Below are 2,505 nucleotides of genomic sequence, written 5' to 3'. Positions count from 1 at the left end.
CCCCAACCCCTCCCCTGAAGGGGAGGGGCTTAATAAGGGCATGAAAGGCACCGGCCTTGCCCCCAACCGCATCGTGTTCAGCGAGAAATTCGCCTGCCCCGTTTCGGGCTTCACCATCGCCGAAATCGCACCGCGGCTGTTTTCGTTCAACGCTCCGCAAGGCGCGTGCCCCGATTGTGATGGCCTTGGCGAACGGCTCGAGTTTGACCCGCAGCTGGTCGTGCCAAACGAGGCGCTGACGCTGAAAAAAGGCGCGGTCGTCCCTTGGGCGAAATCGAACCCGCCTTCGCCTTATTACATGCAGGTGCTGACCAGCCTGGCCAAGGCCTATGACTTTAACCTCGATACGCCGTGGCAAGAGCTGCTGCCCGACCAGAAACTGATCATCCTCCACGGCACCGGCGGCTTGCCGGTCGAGTTGACGTTCAAGGACGGGCGCAAGGAATATACCGTGCGCAAAGCGTTTGAGGGCGTCATCGGCAACCTCAACCGCCGCTTGTTGCAAACCGACAGCGCGTGGATGCGGGAGGAATTGAACAAATATCAGACATCGCAACCCTGCGAAACATGCCACGGCGCGCGGCTGAAACCCGAAGCGCTCTCGGTCAAAATCGCGGGTGCAGACATCGCGGGGCCCACACGGATGAGCGTCGCCGACGCGCTGGCGTGGTTCAGCAGCGTTGACGAACATCTCACCTCCACACAGTCGCAAATCGCCAAGGCAATCCTGAAAGAAATCAACGAACGGCTGGGCTTCCTCAACAATGTCGGGCTGGATTATCTCAACCTAGACCGGACGTCAGGCACCCTGTCCGGCGGGGAGAGCCAGCGCATCCGCCTCGCCTCGCAAATCGGCAGTGGCCTGTCCGGTGTGCTCTATGTGCTCGACGAACCCAGCATCGGGCTGCACCAGAAAGACAATGACCGGCTGCTCGCCACGCTGCGCCGCTTGCGCGATTTGGGCAATACCGTGATCGTTGTCGAACATGACGAAGACGCGATCCGCACTGCCGACTGGGTGGTCGACCTAGGCCCCGGCGCGGGTGTGCATGGCGGCGAAGTGATGGCCGAAGGGCCGCTTGATGTCATCCTAAAGGCCAATTCGCTGACCGCCGATTACCTGAACGGCACGCGCGAAATCGCGGTTCCGAAAACACGGCGCAAGGGCAACAAAAAGAAACTCACCGTCCACAATGCGCGCGCGAATAACCTTAAGAACGTCACCGCGTCCATCCCGCTCGGCACATTCACCTGCATCACCGGCGTATCCGGATCAGGCAAGTCCAGCTTCACCATCGACACGCTCTACGCCGCCGCCGCGCGATCCTTAAACGGGGCACGCGTCATTGCAGGCGCACATGACAAAGTCACCGGCCTGGAACATTGCGACAAGGTGATCGACATCGACCAGTCGCCCATCGGCCGCACCCCGCGCAGCAACCCCGCGACCTATACCGGCGCATTCACCAACATCCGCGACTGGTTCGCAGGGCTCCCTGAGTCCGCTGCGCGCGGATATAAACCGGGGCGATTTTCGTTCAATGTAAAGGGCGGGCGCTGCGAAACTTGTAGCGGCGACGGCCTGATCAAAATCGAAATGCACTTCCTGCCCGACGTTTATGTGACGTGCGAGGAATGTAGCGGCAAGCGGTACAACCGCGAAACGTTGGAGGTGAAGTGGAAGGGGCTTTCGATCGCCGATGTGCTCGACATGACCATCGAAGATGCGGTGGAGGTGTTCAAAGCCGTCCCCCCGATCCGCGACAAAATGGCGATGCTGGTCGAGGTTGGGCTGGGCTATATCAAGGTCGGGCAACAAGCCACCACCCTCTCCGGCGGCGAGGCGCAACGCGTAAAGCTGGCCAAAGAACTGTCGCGTCGCTCCACCGGCCAGACGCTCTATATCCTCGACGAGCCCACCACCGGCCTGCATTTTGAGGATGTCCGCAAATTGCTGGAAGTGCTGCACCGGCTGGTCGAACAGGGCAATAGTGTGGTGGTGATCGAACATAATCTGGATGTGATCAAGACCGCGGACTGGGTGATCGACCTGGGGCCAGAGGGCGGGGTTAAAGGTGGCGAGATTGTGGCCGAGGGCACGCCGGAACAGGTAGCGAAGGAGCCGCGGAGCTATACGGGGCACTATTTAGCCCCGATGTTGGCGAAAGCCCACTAAATCCTCTCCCCTTAAGGGGAGAGGATACGAAGGCTTAGCGCGTGCGCTTAGCCGTAGTTGGAGAGGGGTTCCGTCCCATCGGTCGCGCACAACATCAAACGCCCGCCACCCCGAAACCGAGTGCAATTGGTTTCACGCAAAGACGCAAAGATAAAATAAGACCGCGAAGGGGTTGCGCAAACCGCGCGCGCAGCGCCTTCAAAATCTCGACGTCCAAATTTACACCTATAGATCAATTTCAAAGGCCATTCGGGCCGACACCATCTCTTCGCGTTCCTTCGCCCCTTCGCGATCTTCGCGTGAAATTTCTAATCTCCTCCCCTTCATCG

The 2,505-nt window shown here is 59.7% G+C and carries 1 protein-coding gene; it reads left to right on the top strand.

Annotation, left to right across the window (positions count from 1 at the left end):
- The coding region (gene uvrA, locus ABL922_RS14545; RefSeq protein ID WP_349024926.1) for an excinuclease ABC subunit UvrA at nucleotides 1-2,176 on the top strand (2,176 nt) is incomplete at its 5' end.
- Between the last annotated feature and the right edge of the window lie 329 nt (nucleotides 2,177-2,505).

Source organism: Sphingorhabdus sp. (assembly GCF_040079335.1).
Taxonomy (GTDB): Bacteria; Pseudomonadota; Alphaproteobacteria; order Sphingomonadales; family Sphingomonadaceae; genus Sphingorhabdus_B.
The sequence above is the reverse complement of the archived record's forward strand: the minus strand, read 5'-3'. Positions and strand labels throughout refer to the sequence as shown.